The 17,043-nt window shown below is 44.2% G+C and carries 22 protein-coding genes; 17 read left to right on the top strand and 5 right to left on the bottom strand.

The window, feature by feature from the left end:
* Position 1: 1 nt before the first annotated feature.
* The 8 genes from phnK (at position 2) to def (ending at position 6,183) form a co-directional block, all read left to right on the top strand.
* Positions 2–784, top strand: a complete 783-nt coding sequence (gene phnK / locus VNE01S_RS10735) for a phosphonate C-P lyase system protein PhnK (protein ID WP_053393853.1) — start codon at positions 2–4, stop codon at positions 782–784.
* A 13-nt stretch (positions 785–797) separates the two neighbouring features.
* Positions 798–1,490 (top strand): phosphonate C-P lyase system protein PhnL, encoded by a 693-nt coding sequence (phnL, locus tag VNE01S_RS10730; protein WP_053394078.1) that lies wholly within the window; start codon positions 798–800, stop codon positions 1,488–1,490.
* A gap of 2 nt (positions 1,491–1,492) precedes the next feature.
* Complete coding sequence (gene phnM / locus VNE01S_RS10725) at positions 1,493–2,623, top strand: alpha-D-ribose 1-methylphosphonate 5-triphosphate diphosphatase (protein WP_053393854.1); 1,131 nt, start codon at positions 1,493–1,495, stop codon at positions 2,621–2,623.
* 9 nt (positions 2,624–2,632) lie between these two features.
* A complete protein-coding gene (gene phnN / locus VNE01S_RS10720; RefSeq protein ID WP_053393855.1) occupies positions 2,633–3,181 on the top strand; it encodes a ribose 1,5-bisphosphokinase in 549 nt (182 codons plus the stop codon).
* Positions 3,178–3,966, top strand: coding sequence for a phosphonate metabolism protein PhnP (gene phnP / locus VNE01S_RS10715; RefSeq protein ID WP_053393856.1), 789 nt, complete (start codon positions 3,178–3,180; stop codon positions 3,964–3,966). Before phnN ends, phnP begins: the two co-directional genes overlap by 4 nt.
* A 123-nt stretch (positions 3,967–4,089) precedes the next feature.
* Complete coding sequence (locus tag VNE01S_RS10710; RefSeq protein WP_053393857.1) at positions 4,090–5,103, top strand: putative 2-aminoethylphosphonate ABC transporter substrate-binding protein; 1,014 nt, start codon at positions 4,090–4,092, stop codon at positions 5,101–5,103.
* 179 nt (positions 5,104–5,282) lie between these two features.
* The gene (locus VNE01S_RS10705; RefSeq protein ID WP_053393858.1) at positions 5,283–5,531 is read left to right on the top strand and encodes a DUF3297 family protein; all 249 of its coding nucleotides are present in this window, start codon (positions 5,283–5,285) and stop codon (positions 5,529–5,531) included.
* Positions 5,532–5,667: 136 nt separating this feature from the next.
* Positions 5,668–6,183, top strand: a complete 516-nt coding sequence (def, locus tag VNE01S_RS10700) for a peptide deformylase (RefSeq protein ID WP_053393859.1) — start codon at positions 5,668–5,670, stop codon at positions 6,181–6,183.
* A 65-nt stretch (positions 6,184–6,248) separates the two neighbouring features.
* Here the strand turns inward: def and VNE01S_RS10695 are convergent, their stop codons facing one another.
* Positions 6,249–6,530 (bottom strand): hypothetical protein, encoded by a 282-nt coding sequence (locus VNE01S_RS10695; protein ID WP_053393860.1) that lies wholly within the window; start codon positions 6,528–6,530, stop codon positions 6,249–6,251.
* A 328-nt stretch (positions 6,531–6,858) separates the two neighbouring features.
* Positions 6,859–7,332: a peroxiredoxin gene (locus tag VNE01S_RS10690; RefSeq protein ID WP_053393861.1), complete on the bottom strand. Its 474-nt coding sequence runs from the start codon at positions 7,330–7,332 to the stop codon at positions 6,859–6,861.
* Positions 7,333–7,616: 284 nt separating this feature from the next.
* On the opposite strand from VNE01S_RS10690, the gene VNE01S_RS10685 reads away from it, so the two are divergent.
* From VNE01S_RS10685 to VNE01S_RS10660, 6 genes are all read left to right on the top strand, one after another.
* Positions 7,617–8,165: a GNAT family N-acetyltransferase gene (locus VNE01S_RS10685; protein WP_053393862.1), complete on the top strand. Its 549-nt coding sequence runs from the start codon at positions 7,617–7,619 to the stop codon at positions 8,163–8,165.
* Positions 8,166–8,206: 41 nt separating this feature from the next.
* Positions 8,207–8,833: a LysE family translocator gene (locus VNE01S_RS10680; protein ID WP_053393863.1), complete on the top strand. Its 627-nt coding sequence runs from the start codon at positions 8,207–8,209 to the stop codon at positions 8,831–8,833.
* Between the two features lie 28 nt (positions 8,834–8,861).
* A complete protein-coding gene (locus VNE01S_RS10675) occupies positions 8,862–9,362 on the top strand; it encodes a hypothetical protein (RefSeq protein ID WP_053393864.1) in 501 nt (166 codons plus the stop codon).
* Between the two features lie 195 nt (positions 9,363–9,557).
* Entirely contained in the window at positions 9,558–10,070 is a 513-nt protein-coding gene (locus VNE01S_RS10670; RefSeq protein WP_053393865.1) for a DUF7691 family protein, read from the top strand.
* A gap of 131 nt (positions 10,071–10,201) precedes the next feature.
* Positions 10,202–10,573 (top strand): TFIIB-type zinc ribbon-containing protein, encoded by a 372-nt coding sequence (locus VNE01S_RS10665; protein ID WP_053393866.1) that lies wholly within the window; start codon positions 10,202–10,204, stop codon positions 10,571–10,573.
* An 87-nt stretch (positions 10,574–10,660) separates the two neighbouring features.
* The gene (locus VNE01S_RS10660; RefSeq protein ID WP_156309742.1) at positions 10,661–11,092 is read left to right on the top strand and encodes a hypothetical protein; all 432 of its coding nucleotides are present in this window, start codon (positions 10,661–10,663) and stop codon (positions 11,090–11,092) included.
* A 12-nt stretch (positions 11,093–11,104) separates the two neighbouring features.
* Here the strand turns inward: VNE01S_RS10660 and VNE01S_RS10655 are convergent, their stop codons facing one another.
* Entirely contained in the window at positions 11,105–11,491 is a 387-nt protein-coding gene (locus VNE01S_RS10655; protein ID WP_053393868.1) for a hypothetical protein, read from the bottom strand.
* Positions 11,492–11,758: 267 nt separating this feature from the next.
* Here VNE01S_RS10655 and VNE01S_RS10650 point away from each other — a divergent pair, with 267 nt between their 5' ends.
* The 3 genes from VNE01S_RS10650 to creD all read left to right on the top strand — a co-directional run bounded on the left by VNE01S_RS10650 (position 11,759) and on the right by creD (position 15,320).
* Positions 11,759–12,454 carry a response regulator gene (locus VNE01S_RS10650; protein WP_053393869.1) on the top strand — a complete coding sequence of 232 codons (696 nt, stop codon included), beginning with the start codon at positions 11,759–11,761 and terminating at the stop codon, positions 12,452–12,454.
* Positions 12,451–13,893: a two-component system sensor histidine kinase CreC gene (gene creC, locus VNE01S_RS10645; RefSeq protein ID WP_053393870.1), complete on the top strand. Its 1,443-nt coding sequence runs from the start codon at positions 12,451–12,453 to the stop codon at positions 13,891–13,893. The genes VNE01S_RS10650 and creC overlap by 4 nt, the downstream gene beginning before the upstream one ends.
* A 74-nt stretch (positions 13,894–13,967) precedes the next feature.
* Entirely contained in the window at positions 13,968–15,320 is a 1,353-nt protein-coding gene (gene creD, locus VNE01S_RS10640) for a cell envelope integrity protein CreD (protein ID WP_053393871.1), read from the top strand.
* A 55-nt stretch (positions 15,321–15,375) separates the two neighbouring features.
* On the opposite strand, the gene VNE01S_RS10635 is transcribed toward creD, so the two are convergent.
* Complete coding sequence (locus VNE01S_RS10635; RefSeq protein ID WP_053393872.1) at positions 15,376–15,765, bottom strand: hypothetical protein; 390 nt, start codon at positions 15,763–15,765, stop codon at positions 15,376–15,378.
* A 113-nt stretch (positions 15,766–15,878) separates the two neighbouring features.
* The gene (locus VNE01S_RS10630) at positions 15,879–16,793 is read right to left on the bottom strand and encodes a helix-turn-helix domain-containing protein (RefSeq protein ID WP_082331627.1); all 915 of its coding nucleotides are present in this window, start codon (positions 16,791–16,793) and stop codon (positions 15,879–15,881) included.
* Positions 16,794–17,043: the final 250 nt, after the last annotated feature.

The raw sequence follows: 17,043 nt of genomic DNA, 5'->3' as shown, positions 1-17,043 counted from the left end.
CATGCTGCATCTCGATGAAAAACCCATTCTTGAAGTCAAGGATGTCTCAAAATTGTACGCAGAAAACAAAGGTTGCCAAAAGGTGAGCTTTGAACTTTATGCCGGAGAAGTGCTCGGCATTGTTGGTGAGTCTGGCTCTGGAAAATCAACCTTGCTCAAGCTGCTTTCTGGTCAATTAGCGTCCGATAACGGTGAGGTCTTATATATCGACAGAGAAGCGAACCTACATTCCCTGTTTGAAATGCCAATTAGTGACCAACGTAAACTGCTGCGCACGGAGTGGGGTGTGGTACATCAACACCCGAGCGATGGCTTGCGCATGAATATTTCCGCTGGTGGCAACATTGGTGAGCGATTAATGGCGATTGGTGAGCGTCACTACGGTGATATTCGTGAAGAAAGCATCGAATGGATGGCATCGGTTGAGCTAGCGGCTGATCGAGTGGATGACAAGCCTTCTCAGTTCTCTGGTGGCATGCAGCAACGCCTGCAAATAGCGAAGAACTTAGTCACAAAACCTCGTTTAGTGTTTATGGATGAGCCAACGGGTGGGCTGGATGTGTCAGTCCAAGCGAAATTTTTAGACTTACTGCGTCGCTTGGTGATCGAGTTGAAAGTCGCGGTTATTTTCGTCACGCACGATTTGGGCGTCGCCCGATTATTGGCAGACAGACTGCTGGTCATGCGTCATAGCCAAGTTGTCGAGCAGGGGTTAACCGACCAAATTTTGGATGACCCACAACACGCGTATACACAGCTTCTTGTTTCTTCGATCGTAAGGTAATTCAAGCATGGAAATGATTTCAGCTAAGAACGTGTCTAAAACGTTTGTTCTGCATAACCAAAATGGCGTTGAGTTGCCGGTTTTGCATCGTGCCGATCTCTCGGTCAATGCGGGTGAATGTGTCATTTTGCATGGCCACTCTGGTTCGGGGAAAAGTACGTTTTTACGTTCACTGTATGGCAATTACAAAGTCGACTCAGGATCTATCTGTATTCGATACGGCGAACAAGACAATGAACGTATTGATTTGGTTAAGGCGACACCGCGTCAAGTTGTGCAGCTAAGACAACAGACATTAGGTTATGTGAGCCAATTTTTATCAGTTATTCCAAGGGTATCAGCCATTGATGTGGTGATGGAGCCACTACTCAGTAAAGGCGTTAGCTACGAAGAGTGTTACCAAAAAGCCGCCCATTTATTAACGCGTTTAAATGTGCCAGAGCACCTGTGGCAACTTGCGCCCGCGACCTTTTCTGGCGGTGAGCAACAGCGAGTAAATATTGCACGCGGTTTCATTATGGATTACCCGATTTTATTGCTGGATGAGCCAACAGCTTCGTTGGACAAAACAAACAGTGAAGTGGTCATTGACCTTATTCAACAAGCTAAAAACAAAGGCGCCGCTATCGTGGGTATTTTCCATGACTCGTACGCCCGAGAGGCGGTGGCTGATCGCCTGCATACTATGAATTCAAAGGAAGTCTAAAAATGATTCTAACTAATGCCAAGCTGGTACTGAGCAATGAAGTGGTTAACGGTACCTTATACGTTGAAGACGGCAAGATCATCAATATTAAAAATAGGTTAGATACATCACCAGAGGCGATTGACTGCCAAGGCGATTACATCATTCCGGGCTTGGTGGAATTGCACACCGACCACATGGAAAAGTATTTTTCACCTCGCCCCAATGCGGCGTGGCCAGAGCGCTCGGCGCTAACCGCGTTCGATGCCATTTGTGCGTCAAGTGGTATCACAACAGTGCTTGATGCGGTGACGGTCGGTTACGTTAACGACGGAGGAACTCGCTTAGCAAACTTATCCCGTATGGTAGAGGCAGTAAAAAACGCGAAAGATTTTCGTTGTCGAGTGGATCACATGTTGCATTTGCGCTGCGAAGTGCCGAATGAATCAACCGTTGGCTTGTTTGAAGAGCTGTTCGAGCCAGAAGTGGTCAAGCTGGTGTCGATTATGGATCACTCACCCGGTCAACGTCAGTTTCCGACTCTTGAGCAGTACCGTTCTTACTACCAACAAAAATACGGTTGGGATGACAATAAAATGGAAGAGTTTGAGGCCGAGCAAACCGAACAAGCGCGATTGTATTCAGCAGTCAATCGACGCGCCATTGTTGAGAAATGCCGAGCGGCAGGGGTTCCTTTGGCATCGCACGATGACGGTTTAGAAGAACATGTGATGGAATCGAAACGCGATGGCATGGTTGTGGCCGAATTCCCAACTACATTGACAGCCGCTAAAGCATCGCACGAGCATGGCTTAAAAGTATTAATGGGCGCGCCAAACGTTGTTCGCGGTGGTTCGCACTCGGGCAACATTGCAGCCTATAAATTGGCGGAACTTGGCGTTCTGGATATTTTGTCGTCCGATTATTATCCGGCAAGTTTACTCCAAGCCGCGTTCATGATCGCAGGTTTGGACAATGATTACGACTTACCCAAAGCCATTTCTTTAGTTACGACGAACCCTGCTGACGCGCTTGGCATGAGGGACCGAGGTCTTATCGAAGCAGGCCGAATAGCAGATTTGGTGCGAATTGAAGTAGACCGTGATTTCCCTATCGTGAAACAGGTTTATAAACATGGTCAGTTGGTTTTCTAGGTGAAACAAATGGCGAAATTGTTTTACGTTATCGGCCCCTCAGGGGCCGGTAAAGACAGTGTGATTAGCAAACTCAAGCAGGAAGGAACGCGTAATTTGGTGTTTGCCCATCGCTATATTACGCGTTGTGCTGATGCTGGGGGCGAGAACTACATCGAGCTGAGTCAGTCCGAATTTGATTTGCGTCAGTCATTGCATTTATTCGCCATGAGCTGGCAAGCCAACAGCCATTGTTATGCTATCGGCTGTGAGTTGGACTCATGGTTAGATCAAGGGGTTGATGTCGTTGTGAACGGCTCGCGTGGTTATTTGGACCATGCTCTTGCGCGTTACGGAGAACAGTTAGTGCCTGTTGTCGTTGATGTTGACAATCAAGTGCTAGAACAGCGCTTAAAACTCCGTGGACGAGAAAGTGACGTCGATATTAAGCAGCGGCTGAAAAGAGCGCAGGAGTTTCGGTCAATTGGTTTGCCGCGCAACGCCGTTGTACTGGATAACAGCGGTAGCCTTGCTGCAACCGTTGAACAATTTTTGCAAAGGATTTTAGTGACAGAATGAAACTAACCTTATTAGGGACAGGCAATGGCGCGATGTTGCCTGTCTATGGGTGCGACTGCAAAGCGTGCCGCCGCGCTATCGCAGACCCTCAATATCGTCGCAATAAAACCTCAGCCATGCTTGAGCATCAAGGAAAAACCTTGCTGATAGATGCAAACCTGCCCGACCTTTTACAGCGTTTTCCTTCCGGAACGATTGACCGCATTCTCTTGACTCATTACCACATCGATCATGTACAGAGCCTGTTTGATCTGAGTGCTGGAGTAGGATCGTCAATTCCCGTCTATGGGCCTTACGATGAGCATGGTTGCGATAACCTCTATAAATACCCCGGAATTTTAAAGTTTCAGCCGCCTTTGGGAGCTTTTCAAACGTTTGAATGGCACGGCATTGCAATAACGACTATTCCTCTTACTCACTCTAGAGCGTGCTTAGGTTACGTGTTCGAATGGTGCGGTAAACGTATCGCTTATTTAACGGATACCTATGGCCTCAGTGATGCTGTTATTCAATGGTTTCAGAGCCATCCCGTTGAATGGATGTTTATCGATTGCGGCTACACACCTCTTGATGTAAGGGGCGATATACCCACAAGAAACCACAGTACATTTGAACAAATCGAAGACATTCAGCGGCGATGCAAGCCTAAACATTTACGTTTACTGCATATCAGTCATGCCTTTGAAAGTTGGGCAATGGATGCCGCTGGCTATTTTACGGATTCGTTGGCGTTGGCGCATGATGGTCAATCGGTCGATTACTCAGCCACGAATCACAATGATTAGGAAAACCACCTTGTTTCCTAATTATTTCTAAAGCGTCGTACTCATTTAGACAATATTTACTCAGTAAAGTAATTCGAAATCGATACAGATCCTCCTCAGACAGATAATTCTCAAGGAAAGAAAATGAACAACAAAATGCGAATTGGGGCGTTGGTATTTGCTCTAGCGGCACCACTGGCAAATGCTGCAACGGAATTGACCGTGTACACTGCGCTGGAATCTGACCAACTTCGTCACTACAAGAAAGCATTTGAATCGCAATACCCAGATATTGACATCAAGTGGGTACGAGACTCTACGGGCATTATGACAGCAAAAATTCTGGCAGAAAAAGATAACCCTCAAGCGGATGTCGTCTGGGGGCTTTCCGCCACCAGTATGATGGTGTTTGACAACTTAGACATGCTGCAAGCGTATAAGCCAGAAGGCAGTGACTCACTCTATGAAAGCTTCCGTGATATGCGTGATCAGCCAACATGGGTGGGCATGGATGCTTGGATTGCCGGTATTTGTGTTAACACGATCGAGTTAGAGAAGAATAACCTAGAAATGCCGCAATCCTGGGCAGATCTTACCAAGCCCGAGTACAAAGGCCACATTGTGATGCCAAACCCAAGTTCTTCGGGCACGGGTTTCCTAGACGTTTCAGCTTGGTTGCAACTATTTGGTGAAGAGGATGGTTGGCGCTACATGGATAAACTTCATCAAAATATCGCTCGTTATACGCACTCGGGCTCTCAGCCATGCCATTTGGCGGCGACAGGTGAAGCCACAATGGGGGTTTCATTTGCTTTTCGTGGGGCCAAACTGAAGAAACAAAAAGCACCGATTGACTTAGTATTCCCAAGTGAAGGGATTGGTTGGGATATGGAAGCTGCAGCCATCGTTAAAGGGACGGAACAGTTAGAAGCTGCCAAGAAACTCATGGACTTTGCGGTGAGTAAAGAAGCAAACAAGCTCTACAATCAATCGTACGCAGTCGTCGCACTGCCGGGCGTGGCAAAGCCAATAGAGCATTACCCAGAGCAGCCTGAGTCTATGATGATTAAAAATGATTTCAAATGGGTCGCCGCAAACCGTGACTCTATCTTGCAAGAGTGGATGAATCGCTATGATAGTAAGTCAGATGCTAAGTAATAATAACAGCGAATTACGATACTGCTTAATTGAGCGTTAAGAACAATAGCAGCCTACAAGGGCCACATCTTGGATGTGGCCCTTCTTCGTAAACCGAATAGATAAGGCATGTGATCTCTTGAGTGAATCGATGGCTTTGTCTAAAATGGCGCACTTTTTACTGACACTAGGTCAACAATATGAACGACACGACTTCAAAACCAGCACTGCCAGACCGTCTTGCAGGTAACCCACGTAGCCCACATTTCGTCGCGGAGTGCTTTGAGCATCAGATCGGTATTCGCTTAAATGGTAAAGAACGCAAAGACGTTGAAGAGTACTGCATCAGTGAAGGTTGGGTTAAAATCCCTTCTCCTAAAGCGTTGGATCGCCGTGGCCAACCAATCCTTATCACGCTAAAAGGTACGGTTGAAGCGTACTACGTTTAAGTCGTTATTATTGGTTGTATGTAACCGTGATGATATAAAGCCTAAGTTTCCTTGGGCTTTATTTATATGTAGTAGGGCCTCCGCTTTTACTAGTAAGCCCAGTAAAGTTAAGCAGTTACGAAATTAAAAGGTAATTATGGCAGTTTTAGATATTCTCACCGCACCTGATCCAAGGCTTAAAATTCAAGCTGAAAAAGTACAGGATGTAGCTTCCGTTCAAACATTAATCGACGACATGCTCGATACGCTTTATGCGACCGATAACGGAATTGGCTTGGCTTCTACTCAGGTCGGACGAAAAGAAGCGGTGGTTATTATTGATCTATCAGAGGGTCGAGATGATCCGCTTATTCTGGTCAACCCAGAAGTCGTCAGCGGCTCTAATAAAGCGATGGGGCAAGAAGGGTGCTTGTCTGTTCCTGATTATTATGCAGACGTAGAACGCTATACATCGGTTGTCGTCTCTGCGCTGGACCGCGACGGTAATCCAATCACAATCGAAAGTGATGATTTTCTTGCGATTGCAATGCAGCACGAGATCGATCACTTGTCAGGTAACCTTTTTATTGATTACCTTTCGCCGTTGAAAAAACAAATGGCGATGAAGAAAGTGAAGAAGTACGTAAAAGCACACGCTAAGGCTCACGCATAACGCGTTGGATAATGTCTGCTTAGGGTATTTAAGGTGCTCGAATGAGCACCCTACGAGCAAAATCCTTAAAGCTCAAACTTCGTCTTAAGGTTTGCGTATTGTTGCTCTAGGCTTTCTCTGGCTTGTCGCTTACGAACGATGAGTGGAACGCGGTCATTCACGCTACTTGCTGTGGCATCTATGTTCATCAGTTCATTTTGATACCAAGAGTTCAGCTTCGACTCGATTTGTTCTTGGCTTAAAGTCTGCTTAATGCTGGCTACACTGAGCTGAGTAATAGCATCAGACGCAGAGACGTTTGCTGATATCATCAGAAGCGCAGCAGATACAACGATAGTCACTTTCATAATGTTCACCTTATACAGACATAATGTACACATCTGTACTTGCTTAGACTTGGTCTGACAGCGTGTTATTCTTCGACCTGCTGACAGACGAAACTTAGGCTAAATTCTTTTCTACCCAAATTTCTTCACCATCATCCCAAGATGCCCATGGCCTTTGCATTGAGGCTTACTTTTCTGATGGCTAGTATGATTGTTGTAGTAATCATTCTATTCGTCCAGTCGGTTCATAAAGGAAAGAGCTAACGTCGTAAGATTTGTACGTATGGGTTGGGCTGAAAGCGGCGAAAGCCGAGAGGCTAAACCTCCCGACTTTAGAGCATATTGAGGATTATAAACTGTCTAGAATGACTTCTGCTTTGCTGACTTCAAACTGTTTAGGTTCTTCGACATTGAGTTGTGTGACCACGCCATTTTCAATCACCATCGCGTATCTGCGCGAGCGAATACCGCCAAACCCGGCTGTATCCATCTCTAATCCTAAAGCTTTGGTGAAACTTGCGTCACCATCACCCAGCATCAGAATCTCTGAGGCATTTTGAGCTTCTCCCCACGCCTGCATTACGAAAGCATCGTTAACTGAAACACACGCGATCAAGTCGACGCCTTTTGCTTTAATTTGGTCTGCTAGGGTGACAAAACCAGGTAAGTGAGACTCTGAGCAAGTCGGGGTAAACGCGCCCGGAACAGCAAACAGCACCACTTTTTTATTGGCAAAAACCTCATCGGTTTGGTGGTTCACAACGCCATCAGGAGTCAGTTCGCTGAGAGTAGAAGAAGGTAGGGTTTGACCTTGTTGAATCATTTCGATTTTCCTTATCGGTAGTATTTGCTCTAGTGTAATTTTTATTATTTGTTTAAACCACAGAAAGAAAATAGGGTTATCCTCAACAAGGTATGTTTATAAATGCATCCTTGGTTGCCTGGCCTGCTAAGTCCATGTAATGTTAGTGAATTATTGTTTAGCCATACACAGCTTGCTCTAGAGTGAATGGAAAATAAAGGCTTGATAAAATATTTTCGGAGTGAGTTAACTCGCTCTAATTTATTTTATTTACCCCAGTTAGCTGGTCTTTTTTAAGGAAAATTATGTTTACATTGGATGTTGATCAGGAATTAGAGCTAGCGCTAGTTCACCCTAAATATGCCAAATATTACTTAGAGATAGTCACCAAAGATCGAGACTATCTTAGCCAGTGGTTAGCTTGGCCGCCGCACGCAAATGACGAGGCGTTTTTTCTTAGCTTTATTAAGCGTTCACTGAATGACTATGCTGAAGGTCGGTCGTTAACCTGTACCATCTTATGGCAAGGGAACGTTGTTGGGACAACGAGCTTTAACAAGATTGATCACAGCCTGAAAACGGTCGAAATTGGTTATTGGCTGAGTAGTGAATTCCAAAGAAAAGGCATTATGACTCGCTCGGTCGCAAAGCTAATTGAAATCGCATTTACAGAGCTTGGAATGGAGAAAGTTGCAATATCAGCGGCGGTAGGCAATCAGCCAAGCCGAAGTGTCTGTGAGCGTTTAGGGTTCAGCCTAGAAGGTATCATCACTCGCGCAGAGAACTTAAATGGTCGTATTGTTGATCACGCGGTGTATGGGCTAAACCGAGCTGAATGGGCTAAAACAAAATAGCGTATTTAAGGACGATTTTAAAAATTAAAACGGGGAAACAAATGGACTCTAACTCACTATTCTTATTCGTAGTTGCTTGCTTAACGATTAATCTCATACCAGGGCCAGATGTTATTTACATCGTGTCAAATACCATGAAAGGTAAAATGACCAGCGGCTTAAAGGCGGCTTTGGGGCTAGGTGTTGGTTATTTTGCTCATACGCTAGCTGCATGCTTGGGATTATCGGCCATTATTCTTAATTCTGCTTTGGCATTTAGTGTCGTTAAGTGGTTAGGTGCTGCCTATTTAATGTATTTAGGTGTGCAAGCACTGCTTTCAATGTGGCGTGGCGGCAATCAAATTGTGGTAAATGAAAGCGACACGGAGAATCAAAATGTCTTTGTTCATGGTGTTATCGTTAGTGTGCTAAACCCTAAAGTTGCGTTATTTTTCTTATCCTTTTTACCTCAGTTTATTAATTCCTCGTCGGGATCAGTGTCGATGCAGTTATTAATGCTTGGTCTGATATTTAGTGGCTTAGCGACACTCTGCAATGTTATTTATGCCGCCGCAGGAAGCTGGCTGTTCAATAAAGCGGACTCAAAACGTTATTCAAGAGCCCTTGAGGGGATCTCTGGCGTATTGTTGCTAGGGTTAGCAAGCAAAGTGGCGATCAGCGACCGATAAAACCTAAAATCGAGCATAGGTGTTTGTGATGTACAAAAAATTGACCTTGGTGAGCCTACTTTTGAGTTGGCCTCTTTGTAGCTATTCAGCCAATTTGACCGAAATGAACTTTCAATGGTTGATGGAAAACCAGACCAAGGTCGAGAAGATATTGTCATCCGACAATTCATCAGACGCGATTCCTGTCATTAATACATTAGGTACTCTTTGGAAATATAAAGATGGTGCTATTTGGGTTGAAGTTGCACCAAGTATCGCGACAGCTTTAATGTTCCATAACAAATCGATGCTGACTTGGTTTGGCAAACACCCACAGGCTTGGCAGGATTGGTTAAGTGACTTTCCCACCGCACTGTTTACCAACTGGTCTGGTGATAGCAGCGAAACGAAGCAGTTGGAAGCGCTTAGAGAGCAGATGCTTAGCCACTTTCAACAACATGCTCAATCTGGAACGGATCCTACGTTGGTTGAAATGAACAGAGCATTGTATCGCAGACTATTGGAATCCGAGATTCGAGAAATTGACTAAACACATTCGGCAGTATTGTGGCCAATAACAGGTTATGTAATATCTGCAACCTTCGAAAAACTAATAGTGACTTGTATCTACAATCTTTATTTCCAGTCATATTTTTTGTATCTCAACTCTTATACTGCCACTCGCGTAATACTCTTTAAATAACAATACATTAGTCATTAATTTGAGAAAAAATGAGGAGTGAGTATGAGTTACGGAATTATGCCGTATATGGTTAATTTACAAAATGTTGAAAGCTGTTTTGCAGTAGAAGATGAAAAGAAAAAATCTGAACTCATGCAAGGTGCGAAAGAGTTTATCGATGACATGATGATGCAGTTTGGCGTCCCAGTAGACGGTATAGTACAAGCCTTTTTAGATGGAAGCATAATCAATAAAAGCTCACCATTTATTCATTGGTATTTTATTGAGTCTTTAATTCAAAAATATGGAAACATGCTTGAAAATGAATACTGGTATCCAGCAAATATCGATATATTATACCAATTTAAATCATTAAAGCTCTATGACATTAATATAGAGGGTTTGGAAGCTGCTGATGATCTCCCAACAGTTTTTGTATGTAGAAACAAAGATTTAGGCGCTTTATTGAGTGACACCTTATATTACTTCGTTGATAAAGAGATGAAAGGAGAATTTATTTTTTGGATTCTACTTTGTAATAAATACGATAAAGATTTAGTTTTGTATTATTACTAATTATTTCGTTAACTAGGTTTAAGAGTTTAAGAGTTTAAGAGTTTAAGAGTTTAAGAGTTTAAGAGTTTAAGAGTTTAAGAGTTTAAGAGTTTAAGAGTTTAAGAGTTTAAGTTTACAGGTAAGGAAACATTATGAAATGTCCTAAATGCAATTCAAATTTTGAACAGTTGCAAACGCCGCTAGGGGATGTAGAAAGATGCACAGAGTGCAAAGGGCTTTGGGTTGATGCGTATGAAGTTGAAGTGATGAAGCCGCTTGCTGACGCTATTGATACTGGCGATGAAGTGATCGGCCAAGCATACAACGCCATTGATCGTATCAACTGTCCGGTTTGTCCAAACAACCAATTGCTGAGACTGGTAGACCCTAAACAACCGCATATTTGGTTTGAAAGTTGCCCGACATGTAAAGGACGTTTTTATGATGCTGGTGAGTTTAAAGATCTGGCGACCATAGACTTATCTGACTTTTTCAAAAAATTCGGCTTAACCGAACGTGTTTAAGGCTGATTCAAACAGCCTGGCAATGAGTGAATCAAATTCATTGCCAGTGTTGTGATCAAACATCAAATGCGCTGCTCTGTTGGTATCATGATGAAGTATCTCTTTCCTATTATTCTTTTTTCCGCATCCGTATTCACACCAGCGAGTGACGCCAGTGTGATTTTTTCCTGCAAGACGGATGACCAAAAACACGTCCAAATTCAAGACTCCGGCGGAAAGTTGGTCTACAAACTAGGGCATGACTTAACTCAACCTGAGTTTGAGCTTAGCGTTGACCGTTCAACAGCGTCAACTTGGCAGTGGAACGGAGTGGGGCGAGAGATGAGTTACTCTGTCACAATTCCAGATGGAGATAAGGAATACACGGCATTTTTCTCCGTTGATCGAGTGTCAGATGACCATCCTATAACCTCTGGGATCATTGAAACTACAGCACAATCGCGCGAAGTGAGTGTTTACTGCAACTCGGACACGCTATTCCAGAGCTTAGAAGGCATTGATTTGAAGCAGCAAGAATAGCGTAAAAACTGTTTAAGCGGTCTGCTTCATCTTTTCTTCGAGATCTTGGAAAGACAGTAAAAGCTGTGAGCAAATGTATGTTGCCAACAGATCCCTCTCATCATGGCAAGATAAGTGAAGATGAAGCGAGGTTTTACCTTCTTTGCCTGTTATATCCACCAGCAGGTTTTTGGGTTCTGCGTTATCGCCATGGTTTGGTATCTCAAGTAGCGACAACAATGTTTTTGCTTGTTCTTCCGCTTGATCAACGGTCAAATCATGCTGGTATTCTAAGTAAACATCTCGGTTTTTTATTTGGCATGAATAGTTTCCTTGAATGAAGTACGCACTGAGTTGGCTTTCAAATTCTGCCATGTTGTCAGCCACACGTGTGAGTCGCTGATTGAGCTGTCTTAGCATAAGTATCTCCAGTGAATTTATGGATGCCACCTATACATTAAAGCCTATAAATGAACGAATTGACGCGTTTTAAGTTATTACGTCCGTATTACTTCTTGAAAAGCATGGTGTTCTACCAGTGGGTAAAGTGTTGCTGCAAACTAATACCCATTAGATATGAGTAATCGTTGTTTTAATCATCTGGGATTGGGCAGAGACATGCATTACTATCTCAAGTGAATTTTTGAAAACATATGTATCAAGCAGATCAGCGCGGAGTTTCAAACATTGAGTGCTCAATTCACAGTCGTCATTATTGAAGACGAACCAGCAATTGCAGAAAACCTAATCCATGTACTGGAAGTGGATGGCTATAACACTGAATGGTTTTCGACCGCAGGAGAGGGGTTAACTTACCTAAAAACGCATCAACCGGCATTGCTAGTGTTGGATGTCGGGCTACCAGACGGCAACGGTTTTGAATTGTGTAAAACTATTCGGGATTTTTCTGATTTGCCGATTATTTTTCTGACCGCCAGAAACGATGAAATCGATCGGGTAGTCGGGCTAGAAATTGGTGCGGATGATTACGTGACTAAGCCGTTTAGCCCGCGAGAGATGCTTGCTCGTATCAGGTTGCGGATAAAATCCCGAGTAACCCTACCGCAAGAGCTGCCAGCGGAACCGACATGTTGTGAAGACTTGCAGCCACAGAACTTTGATTATTGCGTACAAGGTGAGATGCTCGGCTTAACGGCGGTGGAATTCAAAATCCTCAATAAGCTGATTACGGTTTCATCCAATGTGTTGAGCCGAGAGCAGTTAATGGTTGCCGCTGATATGACACCCGCCGCGGCCTATGAGCGCAATATTGATTCGCACATCAAAGCCATTCGTAACAAACTCAAACCTTTTGGTATGTCGGAACGAATTTGCACGAAACGTGGCTTTGGTTATTTCTACTGCGCTAAGGTCGAGCTATGAGTCGTTGGCCTAAGATTCCGCTTGGGTTAAGGCTCTTTTTCCTGTATTTCATTTTGGTTGGCCTAACCGCGTACATGGTCAGCACGATTGTGATTCAAGAACTCAAACCCACCGTGCGCCAAACGACAGAAGAAACATTGGTCGATATGGCCAATTTGCTCGCGGTTCTGGTTGAAGAAGATGTCGCAAGCGGGCAAATCTCGGAAAGTCGATTTTCTAAATTACTGACGGCCTATGGGCAACGAGAGCCGAAAGCCCGTATTTGGGAAATTGGTAAAAAGTCCATCAACCATCGTATTTATATTACTGACAGCCAAGGCATCGTGATTGCAGACTCTTGGCAACAAGATGTCGGTGCAGATTACTCTCAGTGGAACGATGTTTACCTGACTTTGCGTGGTCAGTATGGTGCGCGCAGTACCATTGAAGATCCCAATGATCCCCTTTCTACCGTGATGCATGTTGCAGCGCCTATATATAACGACGGCGAGATAATCGGTAGCGTGACGGTGGCGAAAGCAAACCGTTCTGTGCAGCCGTTTATCGATTTGTCCAAACGCAATGTGCTGTTTTGGATGGTGTGGATGAGTGGTTTAGTGCTGGTGGCTGGTGCTTTGTTTGCGTGGCGCATTCATGATGCCCTCAACAAGCTGGAAAACTACGCCGTCAAAATGGGTGAGGGTAAAAAAGTCGAGAAACCCACATTTCGCGTATTTTATGAATATGGCACGCTGAGCGATGCGTTAGAAAAAATGCGTAATCAGCTTGATGGTAAGCAGTACGTTGAAGAGTATGTGGAAACGTTGACTCACGAGTTGAAAAGCCCTCTATCGGCAATCAAAGGCGCGAGCGAGATTTTACAAATGCCGCTGCCTCAAGAGAAGATCGCGCGCTTTGCCAACAATATTGAGCGCGAAAGTGACCGAATGCAGTCATTAATCGACAAATTACTGGAGTTGGCGCGTGTTGAAAAACGGCCTGAGCTGGAAAGTCTGCAGTCGATAAAGACTGACGCAGTATTGGGCGAGATACGCTCTGCATCGGATGCGAAATTAAGTGCCAAAGGGTTAACGTGCTCGATAGAGGCAAGACCAAATAGCCTTATCAAAGGCGATAGTTTCTTATTTAAACAAGCGCTGTTTAATCTGATGGATAACGCACTTGATTTTGCCCAGCCTCAGAGTGAGATCGAATGGCGAGTTTGTAAACAGAACCAGAGCTTATTGATCTCCATTTACAACCGTGGTCCGCACATACCAGATTATGCCATGGCGCGAGTGACTGAGCGTTTTTACTCACTGCCGCGTGAAAATGGCATCAAAAGTACTGGATTAGGGCTGAATTTTGTCGAACAGGTTGCGAAACTGCACAAGGGATCACTGAAGGTCGAAAATGTCACCGATGGCGTTAAAGTGACGCTAATCCTGCCAACTCCATAAAAACTCCACATTCGCTACATTTATTCTCCAAATTGATGTTTTAGAGTGAAAGCATCAGTTATGGAGAATAAACAATGAAAAAAATCCTAAGTAATCATCTTGGTATCAAGTTTGGCTTGGTGCTGTTCCTATTGTTGCTTCTGCAAATTCCCGTTTCTATGGTGAGCGGGTTGATCTCCGAACGTTCGATACGTCAACAAGATGTCAGACAGGACATTGCGCGCAGCAGCAGTGGAGAGCAGAGAATTATTGGGCCGTTTATCAGTGTTGAGTACACGGAAGTGGTGACTCAGGATGACAAAGCCCAAACGATCGAGCGTCAGTCCTTCCTATTGCCAGAAACCTTTGATATGAACGCTCACTTGGAAAGCTTTGAAAAATATCGTGGTATCTACAAGGCGCGGTTGTATAAAGCTCAGAGTCATTTGGAGGGGAGCTTTGACTTGTCTGAATTGGATGAGTTGCGACAATTTGATATCAAAGAAATCAGTCTGGCGGTAGGCATTAAGGACAGTCGAGGTCTGATCCGATTGGATGATATGAAACTCAATGGTGATGCTATTGAAGTAACCCCTGGTACAAGCATCTCTCAATTATCACAAGGCTTTCATACTAAACTCGACATCAACAAGTTAGACAGCACGAAGCCGCTCACGTTTGATTTAAACTTTTTGCTGCAAGGGATGGGACAACTGCAAGTCACGCCAATAGGTAAGACGACCAGTGTGGCGCTATCTTCTGAATGGCCGCACCCAAGCTTTATTGGTGACTACTTGCCAGTTTCATCGGAGATCTCGGAATCTGGATTCCAAGCACAGTGGGCAAGCAATAATTTTTCGTCCAACATTATTCAGTTGTTTGAAAACTGCATGTATAACAATTCACATTGTTACGAACTTGACCGGCGCCAAATGGGCGTTGAGCTTATTGACCCAGTAGACCATTATTTAAAATCTCACCGTGCAGTGAATTACTCTCTACTTGTGATGACGTTAGTGTTCGCGAGTTTCTTCTTGTTGGAGTTGTTTCAAGCGCGTCCGGTACATCCTATCCAATATGGCTTTGTCGGCTTAGCACTAGCGCTGTTTTACTTGTTGCTGATCTCACTCAGCGAACACATTGGGTTTAATTGGGCGTATGTGGTTTCTGCGGTAGCATCGACTGGACTGTTGGCAACGTATGTAGGCGGCATGCTTAACAACAGCAAGCACGGTGCGATCTTTGGGGTGAGTTTGCTGTCTCTTTACGCGATGCTGTTCGGGTTATTGCAAGCAGAAAGCTACGCCTTGTTGATGGGAACGTTGCTGTGCTTCGCGATCTTGAGCTTAGTCATGTTGATCACGCGAAAAGTCGATTGGTATGAACGAAGCCGCAAGAGCCTAGAAGCTAATGCGCGCGAACAAGACGAGGAGTCAAAAGTCTCGTAGGAATCTAAGCAGGGTCGTCTTTGGCTCTGCTATTTATCTGCCTGCCTTGTTCTACTTATTCGCAAAATGCTCGTGAACTTGGTTGGTTTTGATGCTTTTCAGCAATTTGTTTTGCAGCGGTAAGTTGTTCTGGTGAGAGCTGGAAATAGGTCCCAACGCCTGCGCCATACCAGGTTTCTGCTTCTTTACAGAGACTCACCATGACAGCCTCTTGCGATAAAGTATTCGTTGAATCCAGCTCGGTATATTGAATGTAATTTAAGAGTTGCTTCTCGGTAACCCCCTGACCGCTGAGTACGCTAATTACTTTAGCGGTGATCTGCTCGGCGACCCAGCCATCTTCTTCCGTCTCGGCAAGAAGCTTCGCACTTTTTTCCTGTACTACGACCGTTAAGTCGGTTTTTGTGATCGCTGATTCTATGCCAGCGCGTAGATTTTCATCCATTTCTAATCTCTCGCTGGCCACACAAGCACTCGGGAGAAGCAGTAAAGGAAGTAATCGCTTAAAAGGTTTTTTTATTGCCATGTGACCCCTGTTATTTGAGAGCAAGAACAAACTCAGTCCGACATCGTTGGCAATGTTTGACGTCTGAATTCTTTGGGTTTGATGTTCAACTCTTTAAAGAATGCAGCGCTGAAATGGCTCACGTTGCTGTACCCTAGAATCATCGCCGTCTCTGTTACATTGTTGTCTTTTAGCAGTGTGGTTGCCTTCTTCATTCGCGCTTTTTGGAAATGAGCGTAGATGGTATCGCCGTACATTTGTTTAAAGCCTTTTTTCAATTTACCAGAATGCAAACCCACCACAGCGGCGATATTGGCAATAGTAGGGGGCTGACTCAAATCTTTTAATAGATAATCTCGCGCCAGTTCTAATTGAAACCGCTCTCTTAGGGACAAATTCTCATTTATGGCTTGTGTTTTAAAAGCTTCAAGCTGCCAGTGAATAAACTCTAACACCGCAGAGTATAGTAGGAGCTTACTGTCAGGTTTGTCGATCAACGCGGCTATGTGGTTAGCCGTTGTGCTAAGTTTTGAGGTACTGCATGCAGGCTTAATAAAAAAGCCAATTCGGGCTAAATCAATACCGAGAAAGTTGTCATGGTTTGATTCACTTTCTACGAGGTTACTCAGTAGCTGTGGGGTGATGCGTATATCCAGGTTACGATAAGGAGGCGAGTTGAGCACTTCAAACGGTTCGCCACAGGAAAAGCCCATCACAGATTCTCCTTGATTAAGATGTACCTTTGTACCGCGAACTTGAGCCTTAAATTGGCCTTTTAATAAATAGTTCAGGTGAATGTACTGATCATCACTGGGGAAGGAGGCATTTAACTGTTGTAGCCTTGAGCCATAAACCGAGACCGCTAAACCGGGCTGAATAGTGACAGTGGTTTCACTGTCCAGATCTTGAAATTCTGCTAAGCCAGTGACTTGCCCAACAACGCTGTTCGCACCCATATCTCCACTCATTCTTTATCTGCCTCCCCATCTTGTAAACAGGCAGGCGCGTTATCCAGTCTAATATTCAAATAGTAACATATGTTAATGATATTTATTATCACTTATCTTGACGCATTATTTTGATCGTTTTATTTAAAATATCAATATTTATCAGTGGCTTATGTTTTATGGTTGGTTGGGGCTATTTGTCACTAAATCCGATTGGGGCAGAACCTGACCGAATCGAGTAGTTTGTTTGCGCGGGCCTTCCTATCATCGG

Source organism: Vibrio nereis NBRC 15637, assembly GCF_001591105.1.
Taxonomy (GTDB): Bacteria; Pseudomonadota; Gammaproteobacteria; order Enterobacterales; family Vibrionaceae; genus Vibrio; species Vibrio nereis.
Note: the sequence above shows the minus strand (reverse complement) of the source record. Positions and strands in the feature narration are given on the sequence as shown.